The sequence below is a fragment of the Pseudomonas sp. Pseusp15 genome (assembly GCF_059492165.1).
Genome location: NZ_CP168523.1, coordinates 637178 through 653199 on the forward strand (window position 1 = coordinate 637178; position 16022 = coordinate 653199).

The window sequence follows — 16022 nt, forward strand, 5'->3', positions numbered from 1 at the left end:
GGCAACGGCGCAAGGATGTGTAGCCTGAGTGAGTGTCTGGAGATGTCTTTTAAACATCGCTGTTTATTTCTCACTCAGGTGTTGGAGTAGAGGCAGGGCAGATGAACAAATGTCCCCTTTTCCTCGTTTCTCTCTCAATAAGGTCTGGCGCACCACGGGTTCCAGACCACATGCGGGGGCGCATTCCCGGGAACTATTCCGGGACCGTTGCCATTGCCATGTTGGTAGATGAGCGAATAGCCCGGGGGGCACCCTCTGGAGTCGAGCATCCAGTTAACTGAATTGCCCAGAATCCAGGTGTGTGAAGGTCCATAGACCAGCACTATAAGTGACCACAGATCAGACAGTGGCATGGAGCCCGGAACAGAGATCATCCAGTTGACAGAGTTGGTCAACGTCATGGCCACTCCAGCGGATGCCGCGACAAAAACGTTCTTCACGTCCACATAGTAGGTAAGGGTGCTAAATCGATCCTGTGCGGTGATGTACGCGCCGCCGTTACGAAGACCGGTGACCTTTCCATTTGCATCGACCGAGACCTGAGCCGGATTGCTGGAGGTGTAGCGGATCGGGGGGACTCCATAGGATGCGGGACGATTTTCGGTATTGCCCGGGAAATCAGGCCCCACTTTCTGCCACCCCATCTCAATCCTGAGTCCGTGCAGGTTCATAGTGGTTTGGTTAACTTGCAGCGGTCGGCGCTGGGTGAAAGATCGTTCGTGTGATGTCAGGTTATCGCCGTACTTCGCTCGTAACCGGATTGTGTTCAGCGCGTCATACTTGGCAACCTTCACGGGCTCCGAACAATCGCCGTTAGCGTCTGTCGTTACCGTCGCCTCCACCACGCCATTCACCAGAATCTCGACTTGCTCCTGGATGCTTGCATGCCCGTGTACGGTGATAGTGGTGGCAATCGTAGTGTCGCCTTGTGGAATATCACGACCCTGCGGGTCTTTCAGCGCATCGATATGCGGCTGTAGTTCAATCAGCGAATCGACGATATACGCTTGCCCGGGAAATGCTACGGCCGTTTCCCTGTCAGGCTCTCGGTTCACATTCACCTGGAAGAAGATGTGTAAGGTGGTTTCATCTTTCAGATTGCGAAGCCAGTCGAGCGGCAATGCCAGTCTCAGGCCCCTCTCGGTACCCGTCAGTTCGCCTTTAAGGGCTTCATGCCGAACCACTTCACCTTGGGTGTTGGTTCCTTCAAACATCAGGTATTGAGGTTGTCCTGAACGTTGCCCCGGCCACTCATCCACTACCAGTTCATTGGCAGCCGTCAGTTTTTTTACTTCCACAATCCCGGATACTCCGCTGATCCGGGGCGTCGGAAGCCGACTGTCTTCGGGGGCGATCGGGGCGATCACAATTTCCACAGCCGGGGATGAAGCGGCTTTTTTCCCGTTGCGCCTCAAGTTCCAGCGCAGTTGTATCGTCTTTCCCTGGTTGGCAACAAGAAACCGAGGGTCGAGCACCCAGTTGGCGCGTTTGTTTTGGTTCAAAGGAATAAGCGAGAACAGTGGCGAGTCGTTTGGCGCCTTGATGTGTATCAGTCTCGCCCGGTCTTCCTTTATCGCCGCGAGGAATTCGGCCCTTATCGTCCGCTCCCCGTCCAAGGGGTGAATCGGCTGGGGGACTCCTACCAGAAACGGCAGCTCGAGGACGATGTCTTTCTCATCCCCAATCTTTAAACCCAGCAGATCGGAAACCACCTCGACTTTACCCGGGTTGGTGATTTTGCATTGCAGCGTCAATGGGGCACCGGCGTAAGGGGCTATGTATTTGGTTGGCACCTGGAAGATGAGCGGCAGCGTCGGGTCGGTGACGATCAGTTGGAAAATAAACAGGATCGCAATACCGTCCGAGTCAATGGTTTGCCAACATAATTCGGCCTTCGCGCCCGCTTTCATGGGCCAATACGTGGCGAACTCCACCTTCGCCAAGGTCGTATCCGCTGGCAGGGTATCGTTGCTCTCCAGCGGCTCGACCATCGGCAGGCCCAATGGCAGGGACGTACCGGTGATGGTGATACCCGCGTGTTTCGATGGTTGAGGGTTGCCTGTTCTGACCACTTGATAGAACGCTTGCGCCGAGCCTCGGATCAGGTTGCGAACCCACTCATTGGGAACCTCGAAGACCACGGTTCTGGTCGCGGCAGTCAGCGTCCTGCTGAAGGTGTGGGTGGCCAGGTCGCCACCATTCGTGATCCCTTCAAATGTCAGTTCGAGCAGTTCATCTTTTGCAAACACACCGGTGACCAGTATCCGCAGGGTACCGCCCACGAGCCAATCGTGATGAACCACATCGTCGGGATCGGCCTGTTCGAAAATCGGTGCGGTCAGCAGCACTATCCCTGGCTTGAAAACCAGGATCAGCGAGTCCGACCAGCCGCTCGAATTCTCCACGACATCGAACACCTCCCAGCGTACGATCACCGTAGAGGTGAGCGGCAGTTTGGCGAGCATTTCAGGTGTCAATTCAAAGACCACGTCACCCAACGCAGTGACGGTGGACTCGAGGAGCAGCGTTCCAAAGGCAAGGACGACCACATCACCGATTTTCTGGTTGTAATACGCCAGAACGGTCACGAACATACCTTCATTGACCACGGTTTTATCAATGACGGATTCCGAAGCGACGGGCAGCTTGAGGCCCTGGTTGAAGGGTTTTCCGCCGTCTGTGTCCGGTTCACCCGGCGCCGGGTGTTTATAAAACAGTGGCACAGGTGTCGATTGTTCGAGGCCGTTTCCGCTCACGCGCTCAACGTCGAACCAGAATTGCTTGTTCTCCGATAGCAGCGGCGCAAACCTGGCTTCCATGTCTTTGGCGGAAATATAGAAAGGAATGTTTTTCGCGTTGCCTTCGGCATCGAAGTGGGCTTCGGTGACGGAAAATTCAGCGACGGACGCGTTTTTTGTTTCGATGTAAACCTTGATGTAGTCGCCGATGGCCATGTTCAGATAGGCCAGGATGTAAACCAGCAAACCGTCTCGGTCGCCGTGCACCATGTTGATGTTGATCCCCAACGCACCGTCGCTCTGCGGTTTGTAGCCCGGCGGGTAGGGCGGGTCTACGGCCAGCACGCCGATGCCGCGATCGGGCGGGAATACAACGACTTGTCCATTGGAGGCGAGGTCAGCGTTTGTCAGGGGGCTGTTCATGAATGCGTACCTTCCTTAGAGGCGCCCGGCTTCCCGATTGGGCGGCACCGATACGGAAGGATTAGATAATCGGCGTGAGTGTTTGCCTACTGTCAGATCTGACAGGTGCGCACAGGTTTTAGACGAGTGGTCATACCGCTCACATCGGCTCCGGCGGCCCGATCAACCGCCCCATCACCCCAAATAGCCCCAACTCCCGGATCACCTCCAGCTCCCCTTTGGTCTCGACCATTTCCGCAATCAACGGCAGATCAATGCTGTTGGTCGCCCGGTATATCGCATCGATAAACAACCGCTTGTCACTCTGCTGATCGATACCCCGAATGTACGCCCCATCGATTTTCAAGTACGCCAACCCCAGCTGCGTCAGGTTGCCGATCTGGCTGAAGCTGCCGCCGAAATGCTGCAAACCGATGCGGTAACCGGTGTTGAGCAGGCTGTGGCTCAGGCGTTGCAGTTCTTCGGGGGGCGGCAGTTGGCGTTCGTCGATTTCCAGGGTCAGCAGAGGCGCCAGTTCCGGCAATGATTCGAGTATGTCGCAGATCAGTTTCAGCTGGGTCTGGTCGCGCAGGGTGCTGCCGGACAGGCTCAACGCGAGCGGCCAGCGGTTGGCGGCGAGGTATTCGAGGGTGGTTTCGAGCATCGCCAGATCGAACCGCGCCGACCAGCCGAGGCGTTCGATCCACGGCAGGAAATGCCCGGCGGCAACGGCCTCGCCTTGCGGGTCGAGCAAGCGCGCGAGGACTTTGTGGTGCAGAACCTGACTGGTGTCGGCGCATTGCACCACCGGTTGGAAATACAACTGCATCTTGCCTTCGGTCAGCGCATCGTCGATCCAGTTGCGCCAATCGTGCTGAGAATGATTCGGCGCAGTATCGACCTGGGCCTGGTATATCCATGGCCGCTCTGGATGTTGCCGGGCCTGGGTCAGCGCTTGGTCGAGGCGCAGCAGCACATCATTTGCCGGTTCGCCCGGGTGGTAGGCGACGATGCCCAGGTGCGCCACGGGCATGCAGTCGCTGGCGCCGGTCAGGCGCAGGTTTTCCAGGGTGGCGCTGATTTCGGAGGCCAGGCGCGCGGCCCCCCTACTGTCCAGACCCGGCGTCAGCAAGCTGAATTCGCCACCACGATTGCGCGCCGCGAGCCAGGTACGACGTTCTGCAGGTTGCGTCAGGCGCTTGAGCAACTCGCCGACGGCGCTGATCAGGGCATCGGTGCGCTGGCCACCCAGGCGTTGATTGAGGCCGATCAGGTCGTTGATCCGCAGCATCAGCAAATGACCGTCGCGGCTTTGCTCGGAATCCAGTAATTGGTCGGCCAGTTGTTCATCCAGCAAGCGCCGGTTGGCCAGGCCCGTAAGGTTGTCCTGATAGGATTCGGAGCGCAGTTTTTCGCTGCGCGCGGCCTCTTCGGCGAACAGCGCTTTGAGTTTTTCGACCATCTGGTTCATGGCCAGCACCACGCGTTTGAGCTCCGGCGTGCGCGGCAATTTTGGCAAGCTGCGGAACTCGCGTTTACTGATGGCTTCAGCCTGTTTGACCATGTTGTCGAGCGGGCGCAATTGCCGGCGTAATAGCCAGCCTCCGAACACGGCGCTGAGTAATCCGCAAATCAGCAGCCAGATCAGGCTGCCGAGGGAGCTGTCCCAGAGTTTGGCCAGGGCGAACTGCGGGTTGCTCAGCACTTCGACCCGGGCTGCCTGGTCCCAGCCACGCGTGACCAGTGCATCGCCACCTTGTGGGCGCAGGTTCACCAGACTGACGAACCAGCCGGGTACACCCTCGATTTGCGCTGGTACGCTGCGCTCCACCAGCACTTGTTCATTCTCGATGCTGATGACCCGGATGCTGCTGAAATAGCCACTGTCGAAAATCGAGCTGACCATCAATTCGATCATCGCCGGGTCGTCGATCTGCGCGGTCAACGACAGGCCCAGCGCCGTGGCGGCGTCCTGGGCGTGGGAGCGCAACTGACTGAGCATCTGTTCACGGGAGCTTTCCAGGCTGACAAAAAAACTGCCGCTGAAGGCCACCAGCAAGAACAGGCAAATGGCGAGGAACAACTGTTTGCGCAGTGACATGAAAACACTCCTTGCAGTGGCGGCTAGCCTTCGCCCACGGCGAACCCTTCGATTTGCATCTTTTTCAATACGTCTTGCCAGCGCGACAGTTTTTTCGAGTCGCTGCTGCGTTTACCACCATTGGCTCCCGGCAAATACAGGCCTTCGGCGTTGAAGGCGTACACCGGCAGCAAGTCTTTGCGTTGGGAGGCGGGGCGGATCTCGTCGATCAGGTTGTCCAGCACCAGCGGATCGGCCGTGGGGCTGCTGTAGAAGGTCAACACCATGTGCGCCTGGTTCTGGGTCAGGGCCTTGACGTAGGTGATGCGTAGTTTTTCGCTGGGAATCCCGAGGTGACGCAGGCTGAAGTATTTCGCCAGGGCGAAGTCTTCGCAGTCGCCTGCGGCTTTGATCAAGGACTCCACGGGCGTGGCCCAGTAATCGGTCTGATGCCAGATGCGCGTGTCATCCTGAAAACTCAGTTGCTGATTGAAGAAGTGATTGACCGCGTTCAGTTGTTCGCGCTCAGGCTGGTTGCGTTCGCTTTGCAGCATTTGGCTCCAGGCCTCGATCCGTCCCTGTGCCTCGCCAAGGGGGCCGTAGCGTTTTTCGGCCGTTTGCAGAACCTGCGCAAAATCCCAGTCGGCCCAGGCACTGCCCAACCCGGCCAGTAGAAAACTCGCCAGCAGCAGCCATCCGCCGAACCGAAGTCGGAGCGTTGACCATCCTGGACTACGCGGACTGCGGGGCATGTCTGGCTGCTCGGGTGCAGATGTCTGAAGTCTAGGCGGTGTTTACGGGGCGGTCGGGTAGGTCGTCGGACGAAAGGATGTCGGCGGGTTGTTTCCTGTGGCGAGGGAGCTTGCTCCCGTTCGGCTGCGCAGCAGTCGCCAAACCGATCAATGAGGTGTGTCAGGAGAAGGCGGGTTGCAGGTTTTGGGGCTGCTTCGCAACCCAGCGGGAGCAAGCTCCCTCGCCACAAAAGCCTCGAGCCATAGATAGGAATCAGGGTTTATGCAGGGTTTTCTGCTTGAGGATATAAACCGTCACCAGCACCGCACTGGTCAGCATGAACCCGCGCGCCCACGGCAGGGGCACCAGGTAGCAGGAGAACAGGATGCTCGTCCACATCAACCCGATGGTGTAGACCTTGCCCTTGAGCGGAATGCCGTTGCCGTCCAGATAGTCGCGAATCCAGGGTCCAAGCCGTGGATGTTCAACCAGCCAGTGATAGAAACGCGGCGAACTGCGGGCGAAGCAGGCTGCCGCCAACAGCAGGAACGGTGTGGTGGGCAGCACCGGCAGGAAAATCCCGATCACCCCCAGCGCTACGCTCAGCCAGCCGATGGCCAGCAGCACGTAGCGCAACATCAGGGGGCGGTTGCCTATGGGGTTGTCCATAGGCAAAACCTTAGTGGTGACGTGGCTTGAGGATCGCCGGTTTTTCGTCTGGCGCGTTGCACAGCAAGTACAGCGCGGTCAGGGCTTCCGGGATTTGCACGATCATGTCGTCCATCAGGTTGGCGTCGGCCGCGATGTCGGAGAACTCAGGCTGTTCGTCGAACAGACCCGAACCGACCATGATCGGCAGCAGCATTTCACTGACTTCGTCTTCGGCAGTTTCGAACCAGGCGGCTTCGCGCAGGAACACGCCTTCCATGAAACCGATGCACCAGCCACGCAGGTCGGAATCGTCCGGGTCATCGCCCAGGTCGAGGTCGCATGGCAGCTCGAACTCTTCGTCGGACGCCAGTTGGCGGGCGATGTGAGCCTTGAGCAGCACCAGGGTGGATTCGATCGCTTCACGCTCGGTGTCGTCGGCGTAATGCGGCTCTTCGGCGAACAGCGCGTCGATCCACTCACGGTCGGGAACGCTTTCGGAGCAGATCGACAGCGCAGTGAGGTAGCCGTGGGCGGCCACGTAGTCCAGCGCCTCGTCATGCAGCTCGTCGGCGTCGAGGAAGACTTGCAGGCGGGTTAGTTGCTCAGCGAAGGACATTAAAGGGCTACCTTGGGGAATATACGATGCGGGAATTCTAGGCCTTCTTGAGCGCTCAGGCCAGCCGCGCGGCATATTTGCTCCCGCGGTTGGCTTGTGTGCGTCTTATCAGCGGCGCCCTTTGCAAGGGAGGGCTCGGGTATACTCGCGCGTTTTGTGATGCCCTGCTGGCGTCACGGCTGAAATATGCAGCGTCATGCAATGCGCACTTACGATTTGTTTGTGCAGCTTTCGTGGTTCTGAACCAGCCTTGCAGGGATGTTTCGGTGATTTTTGGAGTTTTTATGCTCGAACAGGCTCAACGCGTCCTCAAGGACATCTTCGGCTACGACAGTTTCCGTGGCCGTCAGGGTGCAATCATTGAGCGCGTGGCCAGTGGCGGCGACGCCCTGGTGCTGATGCCTACCGGGGGCGGCAAGTCCTTGTGCTTCCAGGTGCCGGCGCTGCTGCGCGAAGGCCTGGCGGTGGTGGTGTCGCCGCTGATCGCGCTGATGGACGATCAGGTCGCCACCCTCGAAGAGCTGGGCGTCGCCGCGGCGTCGTTGAACTCCACCCTGAGCGCCGAGCAGCAGCGTGATCTTGCTGCACGGATCAAGCGCGGCGAGGTGAAAATGCTCTACCTGGCGCCCGAACGCCTGGTGCAGCCACGGATGCTGGCCTTCCTGCAAAGCCTCGAAATCGCCCTGTTCGCCATCGACGAAGCGCATTGCGTGTCCCAATGGGGCCACGACTTCCGTCGCGAATACCTGCAACTGGGCCAGTTGGCGGAATTGTTCCCCAACGTCCCGCGCATTGCCCTGACCGCCACCGCCGACAAGCGTACCCGGGAAGAAATCGTCGATCGCCTGCATTTGCAGGATGCCGAGCGTTTCCTGTCGAGTTTCGACCGTCCCAACATTTTTTATCGCATCGTGCCCAAGGAACAGCCGCGCAAGCAGTTGCTGGCGTTCCTCGCCGAGCGGCGCAGCGATGCCGGTATCGTCTACTGCCTGTCGCGCAAAAAGGTCGACGAAGTGGCGGTGTTCCTCAGTGAACAAGGCTTCCCGGCGCTGCCGTACCACGCCGGTCTGGCCAACGAAACCCGGGCGCATCACCAAAAACGCTTCCTCAACGAGGAAGGCCTGATCATGGTCGCCACCGTGGCGTTCGGCATGGGCATCGACAAGCCCAACGTGCGTTTTGTGGCTCACCTCGACTTGCCGAAGTCCCTTGAAGCGTATTACCAGGAAACCGGTCGCGGCGGTCGTGATGGTCTGCCGGCGGATGCCTGGATGGCGTACGGCCTGCAAGACGTGGTGATGCTCAAGCAGATGCTGCAAAACTCCGAAGGCGACGAACGCCACAAGCGTCTGGAGCAGCACAAACTCGACGCCATGCTCTCGCTCTGTGAGGAAACCCGCTGCCGCCGCCAGACCCTGCTGGCGTACTTCGACGAAGACATGCCCGAGCCCTGCGGCCACTGCGACAACTGTGTCGACGGCGTGCAGACCTGGGACGCCACCGAGCCGGCCCGCCAGGCGCTGTCGGCGATCTACCGCACCGGTCAGCGTTATGGCGTCGGCCATCTGGTGGACGTGTTGCTGGGCAAGGACAACGAAAAGGTCCGCAGTTTCGGTCATCAGCATTTGTCGGTATACGGCGTAGGCAAAGCGCTGGGCGAAAGTGAATGGCGCTCCTTGTTCCGACAACTTGTTGCTCGCGGTCTGGCGGACATCGACCTCGAAGGCTACGGCGGGCTGCGCCTGAGCGATACCTGCCGGCCGCTGCTCAAGGGCGAAGTGACCCTGGAACTGCGCCGCGACCTCAAGCCGCAAACCACCGCCAAAAGCAGTAAGAGCCAGGCGAGCCAACTGGTCCGCTTCGAGGAGCGCGAACAGTGGGAAGCCCTGCGTGCCTTGCGCCGCAAACTGGCCGAAGAACATGGCGTGCCGCCGTATGTCATCTTCCCCGATTCGACGTTGCTGGAAATGCTCCGCAGCCAGCCGACCTCGCTGGCGGAAATGGCCACGGTCAGCGGTGTCGGCGCGCGCAAACTGGAACGTTACGGCGAGGCTTTCCTCGAAGTGCTCGGCGGTCAGGTCGAGGCGCCGAAAGTGGTGGCCGATGTGCGCCACGAGTTGATCACGCTGGCCCGGGCCGGCATGACACCGCTGCAGATCGCCGGGCAGCTGCAATGCTCGGAAAAGAACGTCTACACGATGCTCGCCGAGGCCATCGGCAAGCAGCAGCTGTCACTGGAACAGGCGCTGGACCTGCCTGAAGAGTTGATGGGCGAAGTTCAGGACGCCTTCCTCGACGGCGAAGGCGAGTTGCCGCCGGTGGCGGAGATCGCCGCGTTGTTCGCAGGGCGGGTGCCGGAAGGCGTTTTGTATTGCGTACGTGCCGCGCTGCAATCGGAATTCGAAATTTGAATGACCTGTCGCGCAGATGTAACGATTCAGTACAGAGCAAACCTTGCCTATAGCCAAAGGTCATGCTTAGCTGACTAATAATTAGTTTTTCTCTATTTCAGTCTAACCATGAGTGTTTTATGCCGTTAACCGATCAACACCGCTTTGGCATGCAACTGGCCCAGATGTCTCGGGGCTGGCGTGCCGAACTGGACCGCCGACTGGCTGGCCTGGGCCTGTCCCAGGCGCGCTGGCTGGTGCTGCTGCACCTGGCGCGTTTCGATGATGCTCCCACCCAGCGTGAACTGGCGCAAAGCGTCGGCGTCGAAGGGCCTACCCTGGCTCGACTGCTCGATAGCCTGGAAAGTCAGGGCCTGGTGCAACGCCAATCGGTGCTGGAAGACCGTCGGGCGAAAAAAATCGTCCTCTGTGCCCCGGCCCGCCCCTTGATCGAACAAATTGAAACCATTGCCACGCAACTGCGCCACGAATTGTTCGAAGGCGTTGATGAGGCGGATTTGAAGGTCTGCATGCGTGTCCACGCGCACATCCTGGGCAACCTGGAAAAATCTTGAGGCACAACCACGCGTCGGACTTTTGAGATACCCCGTTGGGCAGACTATAAAGAACTACTAGGCAATATCGTGTTCGTACCGGATGTGCGAATGCATACAGGTTGGTTCTGGTTATCTAAGGGATGCTCATGCTCGAGAGTTGGCACGTTGTATTGCGGTGTTGCACCCGGCTGCTGCTGGTCGGTGGTGCCGTCACTTACTCGGCATTGGCCCCCGCGCTAGGCTTGGGTGAGATCACCCAGCATTCGGCGTTGAATCAGCCATTCAGCGCCGATATCGCCCTGCTGGATGTCGGTGGTCTGGAGGAGGGCGAGCTGTCGGTCAGCCTGGCGACGGCGGAAGAATTCAGCCGCGCCGGTGTCGAGCGGGTGTTCTTCCTCAATAACCTGAAGTTCACGCCGATCCTGCGGGGCAACCGCAACCTGATCCGGGTGACGTCCAGTAAGCCGGTCAAGGAACCCTTTCTGAATTTTCTGGTGCAGCTCAATCAGCCCAATGGGCGTTTGCTGCGCGAGTACACCGTGCTGATCGATCCGCCGGGTTCACCTGGGATTGTTCCCGTCAACGACGACCCCGCGCCGAGCCCTCAGGATTCCGCGTTCCCGTCTGTTGAACCGGCTGTTGCACCGCCACCTGCGGTGAATAGTTCGGCACCCAAGCCTGATGTCGATAAATCAGCCGCTACGCCGGCGAGTGATCCTGTTGCCGAACAACTGGCCACCAGCGTGCTGCAAAACCAGCAGCTGCAAAAGACCATCGATGAACTCAATGCGAAGCTGCAGGCGCAGGACGAGCAGATCGCCGTTCAGAAAAAACAGGTGTCTGAGCTGCAAACCCAACTGACGGAAGTCAAACAGGCGTCGGCGGCGCCTGCCGCACCCGAGGTGCCGGCGCCGGTTCCGGTGGTTGTCGAGACGTCCGAAGCATCCCATTGGCCGCTGATCATCGGGTTGCTGTTGTTGGTGGCCCTGGTGTCGCTCGCAGTGTTCATTCGCCGTCAACGACAGCAGGTTCAGGCCTTACCCGAGCTGCTACCCGTGCAGCCGTCGCGTCATGAGCCGGTGCTCAGCCGCACGGCAGAACCGGCCAGGCCAGCCACCCAGGCGCGATCGGTGGCCGGCTCGGCGGATGAGACTGTCGCAGGCGACGTGCTGGAGGGGGTTAGTATCTACCTCGCCTATGGCCGTTTGTCCGAGGCAGCCGGATTGTTGCGAGAGGCGTTGGTCAAGGAGCCCCAACGCACCGACCTGGCCGTGCAGCTGCTGGAGGTTCTTGGTAAGCAGGGTGACGTGCAAGCGTATGACGCGCAGGAAAGTAGCCTGCGTGACGCCGGGTTTGACACACAGCAACTTCAGGACATCCGCAGCCGCCATCCGAAACTGATCGATGCCGTGCCGGTGGCCACCGCGGTGGCAGTGGCTCCGTCCACGCCTGCAATCCCAGCGGCACCGAGCGATGAGTTTCAGCTGAACCTCGACGACCTGTCGATGGATGCGAACTGGGACCTGATCAGCCCCTTCGACAACTCACCGCCCAGCGCCAAACCATCGAATGAGCCATCACCGGCAGACGAGCCCGGGTTCACTTCGAATCTGCATGTGTTGCCCGATGTCTTCGAAATACCCGACGAGCCGACGCTGGATGAGCCCGAGCTTGAATGGGTCGCGGAACCTGAGTCGCAATCTCTGGACGAAACTTTTCTCAACGAATTCAGCGATCCCGGCCAGCCGCTGGAGCTTGAACCGCTGAATGCTGAGTTGATGGATCTTGAACCGGTCGAGCCGAGCAGCGCCGGCAAACTCGAACAGGCCCAGACCTGCATTGACGACGGCGACCTGGATAGCGCCATCGAGCTGCTGAACGAGTTGCTCAAGGAAGGCGACGAGCCACTGAAGGAGACGGCCCGAACGCTGTTGGCGGGTATTCGCTGAAGATCAAAAGATCGCAGCCTTTGCGGTTATTATGGCAACCCCTCAGGCAGAGGAGTTTTGCCAATCATGACCGCACGTAAACCGGAAATCGTCATCACCTACTGCACGCAATGCCAGTGGCTGTTGCGCGCCGCCTGGCTGGCCCAGGAACTGCTCAGCACCTTCGGCGACGACCTGGGCAAAGTATCCCTGGTGCCCGGCACCGGCGGGGTGTTCCACATTTTCTGCGACGATGTGCAGCTCTGGGAACGCAAGGCCGACGGCGGTTTCCCCGAGGCCAAGGTGCTCAAGCAGCGGGTCCGCGATCAGATCGATCCGGACCGCGACCTGGGCCACAACGACCGCACTCAGTGAGACGGCGCTTGCGCGGCAACGGTCTTGTGGCTTGAACCGCCGGACAACCGGCTGGAGACCACGATGGCCACGATGATCAACGCGCCGCCGATCAGCATGCGCAGCGTCGGGTTTTCATCGAACAACAACCAGGCCAGGGTGATGCCGTAAACCGGCTCCAGGGCAAACACCACTGACGCGGTCCGGGCCTTGATCACCGCCAGGCTGGCGACGAACAGGCTGTGAGCGACGCCGGTGCAGAACACCCCGAGCAGGCCAATCCACAGCCAGTCGATGGCGCGTACTTCGCTCAACTGCGGCATCGCCACCGGCAGCAGGCAGATCGCAACCACTACGTTCTGACACAGCGCCGCCTGCACCGGCGGGATTCGCCCGGAGCTGGCGCGGTTGGTCAGGGACAGCAGGGAGAACAGCAGGCCGGAGGCCACTGCCCACAACAGGCCGGTGGTGGCGCCGCTGGCCAGATCGAAGTCCGGTGTGACCAGTACCAAACCGATGCTGACCAGCACCACCAGCAAGATTTCATTGGCGCGGATGCGCTCGCGGAAAATCAGCCCTTCGAGGATCACGGTAAACGCCGGGAAACTGGCAAAGCCCAGGGTCGCGATCGCCACCCCGGCCACCTTCACCGCAATGAAGAAACTCACCCAGTGCCCGGTCAGCAGCAAGCCGCTGAGCAACAGGCGGCGCCAGTCCACGGCGTCGAGTGCCTGCCAACGGGTATTACTGGCGAACCGGGCGAAAAACGCCAGGGCGAGGACGGCAAACGCGGCACGACCGAACACGATGATCGCCGGTGAGGCGGCGGCAAGTTTGCCGAACACGCCGGTCAAGCCGAACATCAGTGCACCGATATGCAGAGCGCCAAGGGCAGTACGGGGAGTCATTGCAATCCTTGAATAACGTATCGAATTTGGCCGACGACACCGTCGACCTGTGTAGGAGCAGCCTTCGGCAACTCCTACACAATGAACGATGTGCTTGCGGGTGTCTGTCGCCAGACTCGCGTTATTTGTCGCCAGCCTCGCGGCGCAATTTACCGGGTGAGGCGCCGAATTCACGCAGCACTGCTGCGGCGAATGCGCTCTGGGAGCTGTAGCCGACCCGACACGCGATTTCGCCAATGGGTAGCGCCGAATCGCGTAACAAGCGCACGGCGATGTGCAGCCGGCGACTGCGGATGTAGTCCATCGGCGTTTGCCCGCATTCCGCCACGAACCGCGCGTGCAAGCGAGCGCTGGACAGGCCGGCAATGCGCGCCAGATCGGCGACTTGCAGTGGATAGGCCGCGTATTGATCGATGTGAGCATTGAGCGCCGCATACGGTAGACGCCGACCGCCGACCGTGTCGGGCTTGGCGTTGTTGAGGCTGGCCAGCAGCAACACCGCGCCTTGCTGGGCGATCAGCGGATCGCTGATCGGGCTGCCAGCCAGCCAGCTCACCAATTGGCTTTGTCCGGCGTCCAGCGACAGGCGCCCGGCATTGTCGAGCAAGCGGCGGCTGGCCTCGGCGTGGTCCCCCAGCGACTGAGACACCCACTGATCGCTCGGCACATCCAGCACCAGGCAACGGCTGCCATGGGCACTGTCGCAGGCATGATGCGCCCCGGACGGCACCACCACGAAACTCTGCTGAACCACCTGACTGCCAAGCCCCTCGACCTCGAAATCCAGTGCACCCGACAGCCCGAATACCAGTTGCGCGTGGTCGTGGCTGTGGACGATCAGGTCGTGGGTGTATTGGCGCAGGGTGAGGATCGGTCTCATCGCAGGTCTCGTGGCGATATTGATGAGTGAAGCCGCCAGTCTACACCGAGGCCCTGCGTTCGCGCGTTGTCACAGGACTGACTTGCGATTGTCATGGGCAATTAACCCGACCGGCGCAAGCTTGCCAAAACTTGTCCAGAGGGTTGCCCATGACCAGCGCCGAGCTCGCCAAACCCAGCCGTAAGCAACGTGTGCGGACCTTATGGATTTCCGACGTGCATTTGGGCACACGGGACTGCCAGGCCGAACACCTGTCGCAGTTTCTCAAGGGCTACCATGCCGACAGGATTTATCTGGTCGGTGACATCATCGACGGCTGGAAGCTGCGCAGCGGCATGTATTGGCCTCAGGCGCACACCAACGTGATTCGTCGCCTGTTGACCATGAGCAAGCGCGGCACGGAAGTGATCTACGTCACCGGCAACCATGACGAATTCCTGCGCCGTTATTCGAAACTGATGCTGGGCAATATCCAGCTGGTGGACGAAGCCGTGCACGTGACCGCCGATGGTCGTCATCTGCTGGTGATTCATGGCGATCAGTTCGACGTGATTACTCGCTATCACCGCTGGCTGGCGTTCCTCGGCGACTCGGCCTACGAATTTACCCTGACCCTCAACCGCTGGCTCAACCATTGGCGGGCCCGTTATGGCTACGGCTATTGGTCGTTGTCGGCGTACCTCAAGCACAAGGTCAAGACCGCCGTCAGTTTCATCAGCGATTTTGAGGAAGCCATTGCCCACGAATGCGTCAAACGCGAGTTGCATGGCGTGGTGTGTGGGCACATTCACCATGCCGAAATTCGCAAGGTTGGCGAGGTGGACTACCTCAATTGCGGGGATTGGGTGGAGTCGTGCACGGCGCTGATCGAGCATTGGGACGGCTCGATCGAGTTGTATCGGTTGGCCGATGCCCAAGCGCGGGAGGCAGAGTTGAAGGCAATTAAAGTCGCAGAGCCGGCTTAAACCGGAGGTTTAGCCTTTGTGGCGAGGGGGCTTGCCCCCGTTCGGCTGCGCAGCAGTCGTAAAACCTACACACACGATCTAGGGATAATGGTTTTGGGGCCGCTTCGCGACCCAACGGGGCAAGCCCCCTCGCCACAGTGTGGGGTCAGGCTGGCTCTTGTTCCTCCATCGCCGCCTTGTAGATCGAATGCTTCGGCTGCGCAAACAACCGCTCCATCATCGGTTCGAAAAAGCTCAGCGGCAGCGTGTCGTATGCCGGGTCAAACGCCGCCGCGTCGTACCGGGCGCAAAATTCGATGGTCGCCTGATACTGCGGATGAGCGCTGAATTGCTCGCGCAAATGCCGGTCCATGCCCAGGTGATGGAAGAAGTAATAGCCCTGGAAAATCCCGTGTTTCTCCACCATCCACAGGTTCTCGGCACTGACGAACGGCTTGAGAATCGCCGCGGCGATGTCCGGGTGGTTGTAGGACCCCAGTGTGTCGCCGATGTCATGGAGCAAAGCGCAGACCACGTACTCTTCGTCGCGGCCATCGCGCCAGGCGCGGCTGGCGGTTTGCAGCGAGTGGGTCAGGCGATCCACCGGGAATCCGCCGAAATCACCTTCCAGTAACTTCAAATGCGCCACGATCCTTGTAGGCAATTGCCGGGCATAGGCGCTGAAGTCTGTGGCGATGATCGCCCAGTCTTCCTGCGTGCCGTCCTGCATGTGGGTAAAACGGGCGCGGGCATTCATCGGCTATCCTCTTGTTCTTATCGAAAGGGATGTTTGGAGTGTAGGGCTTGGATCCAGAGCGCTGCACTGGCTGCACAGGACGCTT

Annotated in this window: 13 protein-coding genes; 5 read left to right on the plus strand and 8 right to left on the minus strand. The window is 59.8% G+C overall.

Going from position 1 to position 16022, the window contains the following annotated elements; all coding sequences use genetic code 11:
- Window positions 1–134 precede the first annotated feature (134 nt).
- The 5 genes from ACEN8R_RS03020 to ACEN8R_RS03040 all read right to left on the minus strand — a co-directional run bounded on the left by ACEN8R_RS03020 (window position 135) and on the right by ACEN8R_RS03040 (window position 7219).
- Entirely contained in the window at window positions 135–3161 is a 3027-nt protein-coding gene (locus ACEN8R_RS03020) for an Ig-like domain-containing protein (protein ID WP_495624570.1), read from the minus strand.
- A gap of 139 nt (window positions 3162–3300) precedes the next feature.
- Window positions 3301–5241 (minus strand): cyclic di-GMP receptor LapD, encoded by a 1941-nt coding sequence (gene lapD, locus ACEN8R_RS03025; protein ID WP_018929916.1) that lies wholly within the window; start codon window positions 5239–5241, stop codon window positions 3301–3303.
- Between the two features lie 23 nt (window positions 5242–5264).
- Window positions 5265–5972: a cysteine protease LapG gene (lapG, locus tag ACEN8R_RS03030; RefSeq protein ID WP_026286704.1), complete on the minus strand. Its 708-nt coding sequence runs from the start codon at window positions 5970–5972 to the stop codon at window positions 5265–5267.
- 253 nt (window positions 5973–6225) lie between these two features.
- A complete protein-coding gene (locus ACEN8R_RS03035; protein ID WP_018929918.1) occupies window positions 6226–6621 on the minus strand; it encodes a YbaN family protein in 396 nt (131 codons plus the stop codon).
- Between the two features lie 10 nt (window positions 6622–6631).
- Window positions 6632–7219: a UPF0149 family protein gene (locus ACEN8R_RS03040; RefSeq protein WP_007938492.1), complete on the minus strand. Its 588-nt coding sequence runs from the start codon at window positions 7217–7219 to the stop codon at window positions 6632–6634.
- Between the two features lie 284 nt (window positions 7220–7503).
- On the opposite strand from ACEN8R_RS03040, the gene recQ reads away from it, so the two are divergent.
- The 4 genes from recQ (at window position 7504) to ACEN8R_RS03060 (ending at window position 12469) form a co-directional block, all read left to right on the plus strand.
- Window positions 7504–9630, plus strand: coding sequence for a DNA helicase RecQ (gene recQ, locus ACEN8R_RS03045; RefSeq protein ID WP_028939960.1), 2127 nt, complete (start codon window positions 7504–7506; stop codon window positions 9628–9630).
- A gap of 119 nt (window positions 9631–9749) precedes the next feature.
- Window positions 9750–10184 carry a MarR family transcriptional regulator gene (locus ACEN8R_RS03050; RefSeq protein WP_018929920.1) on the plus strand — a complete coding sequence of 145 codons (435 nt, stop codon included), beginning with the start codon at window positions 9750–9752 and terminating at the stop codon, window positions 10182–10184.
- Between the two features lie 128 nt (window positions 10185–10312).
- Entirely contained in the window at window positions 10313–12115 is a 1803-nt protein-coding gene (locus ACEN8R_RS03055; protein ID WP_018929921.1) for a motility hub landmark protein FimV, read from the plus strand.
- A gap of 66 nt (window positions 12116–12181) precedes the next feature.
- Window positions 12182–12469, plus strand: coding sequence for an Rdx family protein (locus ACEN8R_RS03060; RefSeq protein WP_007895010.1), 288 nt, complete (start codon window positions 12182–12184; stop codon window positions 12467–12469).
- Here ACEN8R_RS03060 and ACEN8R_RS03065 read toward each other — a convergent pair.
- Both ACEN8R_RS03065 and ACEN8R_RS03070 read right to left on the minus strand, forming a co-directional pair.
- Window positions 12463–13356: a DMT family transporter gene (locus ACEN8R_RS03065; protein ID WP_018929922.1), complete on the minus strand. Its 894-nt coding sequence runs from the start codon at window positions 13354–13356 to the stop codon at window positions 12463–12465. The two genes, ACEN8R_RS03060 and ACEN8R_RS03065, sit on opposite strands and share 7 nt — an antisense overlap.
- Window positions 13357–13477: 121 nt before the next feature.
- Window positions 13478–14236, minus strand: a complete 759-nt coding sequence (locus tag ACEN8R_RS03070) for a helix-turn-helix transcriptional regulator (protein ID WP_018929923.1) — start codon at window positions 14234–14236, stop codon at window positions 13478–13480.
- A gap of 149 nt (window positions 14237–14385) precedes the next feature.
- On the opposite strand from ACEN8R_RS03070, the gene ACEN8R_RS03075 reads away from it, so the two are divergent.
- Window positions 14386–15201, plus strand: a complete 816-nt coding sequence (locus tag ACEN8R_RS03075; protein ID WP_018929924.1) for a UDP-2,3-diacylglucosamine diphosphatase — start codon at window positions 14386–14388, stop codon at window positions 15199–15201.
- A gap of 145 nt (window positions 15202–15346) precedes the next feature.
- On the opposite strand, the gene ACEN8R_RS03080 is transcribed toward ACEN8R_RS03075, so the two are convergent.
- A complete protein-coding gene (locus ACEN8R_RS03080; protein WP_018929925.1) occupies window positions 15347–15937 on the minus strand; it encodes an HD domain-containing protein in 591 nt (196 codons plus the stop codon).
- Between the last annotated feature and the right edge of the window lie 85 nt (window positions 15938–16022).

Coding starts and splice junctions, on each gene's coding strand:
- ACEN8R_RS03020 (WP_495624570.1), bottom strand. CDS start 3,161: ATGAACAGCCCCCTGACAAACGCTGACCTCGCCTCCAATGGACAAGTC.
- lapD (WP_018929916.1), bottom strand. CDS start 5,241: ATGTCACTGCGCAAACAGTTGTTCCTCGCCATTTGCCTGTTCTTGCTG.
- lapG (WP_026286704.1), bottom strand. CDS start 5,972: ATGCCCCGCAGTCCGCGTAGTCCAGGATGGTCAACGCTCCGACTTCGG.
- ACEN8R_RS03035 (WP_018929918.1), bottom strand. CDS start 6,621: ATGGACAACCCCATAGGCAACCGCCCCCTGATGTTGCGCTACGTGCTG.
- ACEN8R_RS03040 (WP_007938492.1), bottom strand. CDS start 7,219: ATGTCCTTCGCTGAGCAACTAACCCGCCTGCAAGTCTTCCTCGACGCC.
- recQ (WP_028939960.1), top strand. CDS start 7,504: ATGCTCGAACAGGCTCAACGCGTCCTCAAGGACATCTTCGGCTACGAC.
- ACEN8R_RS03050 (WP_018929920.1), top strand. CDS start 9,750: ATGCCGTTAACCGATCAACACCGCTTTGGCATGCAACTGGCCCAGATG.
- ACEN8R_RS03055 (WP_018929921.1), top strand. CDS start 10,313: ATGCTCGAGAGTTGGCACGTTGTATTGCGGTGTTGCACCCGGCTGCTG.
- ACEN8R_RS03060 (WP_007895010.1), top strand. CDS start 12,182: ATGACCGCACGTAAACCGGAAATCGTCATCACCTACTGCACGCAATGC.
- ACEN8R_RS03065 (WP_018929922.1), bottom strand. CDS start 13,356: ATGACTCCCCGTACTGCCCTTGGCGCTCTGCATATCGGTGCACTGATG.
- ACEN8R_RS03070 (WP_018929923.1), bottom strand. CDS start 14,236: ATGAGACCGATCCTCACCCTGCGCCAATACACCCACGACCTGATCGTC.
- ACEN8R_RS03075 (WP_018929924.1), top strand. CDS start 14,386: ATGACCAGCGCCGAGCTCGCCAAACCCAGCCGTAAGCAACGTGTGCGG.
- ACEN8R_RS03080 (WP_018929925.1), bottom strand. CDS start 15,937: ATGAATGCCCGCGCCCGTTTTACCCACATGCAGGACGGCACGCAGGAA.